We start from the raw sequence: 1,618 nt of genomic DNA, 5'->3' as shown, positions 1-1,618 counted from the left end.
AGGCATGGTTTCGCTCGGGTTGAGGGAGGCATCGCGACGTCTTGTATCCGCTTCATGGTCGAGGGGTGCGCGGTGGCGTCGGTGCTGGGAATGCTGGAGGAGCGGGAGGCGGCTGCCCGCGTGCGGGTGGAGGGCTTGCGGGAGGAAGTCGCGCGGTTGGCTGAGGTGTTGGAGGCCGCGGAGATCGAGCTGGACCGGCGGGTGATCGCACGGGAGGAACTGGTCGAGGCCCTGGCAGTCTCCGCGGCCGAGTCCACTGCCGTGACCCCGACCGAGGCGGAGGAGGAAGCGGCGCCGTCGCTCGCGCCGGTGCCGGGCTCGACAGTGCCGCCCTGGCGGGAAGGGCTGCCGGTGACGGTTCTGGCGCCGGACTATCAGCGGATCTTGGGCGTGCTGGAACAGCAGCGATCCATGGGTCAGGGGCCGCTTCGAGCCAAGGAGATCGCGGTGGAGCTGGGCCTTGGGGCGACGCCGGCGAAGGTCGAGGGGCTGCGGTCGAAAGCCCGGCGCCTGGCGGAGCGCGGGTGGCTCCTCCTGGAGGCGTCGGGGGCATTCAGTGCCGGCCGGCGGCCCGTGGCCGTGCCAGACGCCGACTCATCCGCGTGACCATCGGCCATCGGATCATCGCCTCGCTGGTGGCGGGCAGAGCCTCGTAGTCCCGGGCCAGACGGCGGGAGTTCATCAACCACGCGAACGTGCGCTCTGCCACCCACCGCCTCGGCAGCACCACGAACCCTGTCATGTCGTCGGTGCGCTTGACGATCTCCAAGGTCAGAGCGAGCTTGTCCCGGCACCAGCCGACGAGGCCGCCGGTGTAGCCGCCGTCGGCCCAGACGGGGATGATGTCGCGGTGCAGGCGGCGCAGCCGGGTCAGCAGGCCCGCCGCGGCGTCCCGGTCGCCGATGTTCGCGGCGGTGACCGCGACGACCAGGAGCAGACCGAGGGTATCGGTCACGATGTGCCGTTTGCGGCCCGGCACCTTCTTCCCGCCGTCGTAGCCGCGTGAGGCGGCCGGCACCGTCGCGGCGGCCCGCACCGACTGCGCGTCGATGATCCCCGCCGTGGGCTCGGCCTCACGGCCCTCTCGCTCACGGACCTTCCCGCGCAGCCGGTCGTGGAACTCGGCGATCAGCCCGTGCTCGCGCCAGCGGCGGAAGAAGGCGTAAACCCGGCCCCATGCGGGGAAGTCCGCAGGCATCGCCCGCCATGAGATCCCGCCCGCGACCAGGTAACGGATCGCGTCCAGCAGCTGCCGGTGACAGTAGCCCTCGGGCCGTCCGCCTCGCCCTGGAGCCAGGCCGGCACCGGCAACAACGGCCGGACCTCCGCCCACTCCGCGTCCGTCATGTCCGACGGATACCGGCGCACCCGATCGGGATGATCGGCCGCGTTGCCGTACACGTGCGCGAGGCAATCGCACGACACGGCGGGCGAGTTGAAGTCAACGGGCTCGGGCGCGTACAACAACGACAACAGGGCCTCCGGGAACCGCTCGGAATGGGGTCGCACCCCCGAGCTACCAGGAGGCCCTGTCTTCATGCGCGTACCGCCGGAAGATCACCCGACCAGGAACTCCGTTCGATCCACACGTTTCAAGATCGGTTGAGATACGGCTTCT

Annotated in this window: 1 protein-coding gene and 1 pseudogene; one reads left to right on the top strand and one right to left on the bottom strand. The window is 70.5% G+C overall.

Annotated features, from left to right (window positions below; all coding sequences use genetic code 11):
• Nucleotides 1-54 precede the first annotated feature (54 nt).
• Nucleotides 55-606 (top strand): hypothetical protein, encoded by a 552-nt coding sequence (locus NQU54_RS48470; RefSeq protein ID WP_257636639.1) that lies wholly within the window; start codon nucleotides 55-57, stop codon nucleotides 604-606.
• Here the strand turns inward: NQU54_RS48470 and NQU54_RS48465 are convergent.
• A pseudogene (locus tag NQU54_RS48465) lies at nucleotides 554-1,347 on the bottom strand (IS5 family transposase). The gene NQU54_RS48470 and the pseudogene NQU54_RS48465 sit on opposite strands and share 53 nt — an antisense overlap.
• Nucleotides 1,348-1,618 lie beyond the last annotated feature (271 nt).

It is taken from the genome of Streptomyces malaysiensis subsp. samsunensis (genome assembly GCF_024519315.1).
Taxonomy (GTDB): domain Bacteria; phylum Actinomycetota; class Actinomycetes; order Streptomycetales; family Streptomycetaceae; genus Streptomyces; species Streptomyces malaysiensis.
Note: the sequence above shows the minus strand (reverse complement) of the source record. Positions and strands in the feature narration are given on the sequence as shown.

Excerpts from the sequence above, each read along its gene's own strand:
- NQU54_RS48470 (WP_257636639.1), top strand. The coding sequence starts at position 55 with ATGGTCGAGGGGTGCGCGGTGGCGTCGGTGCTGGGAATGCTGGAGGAG.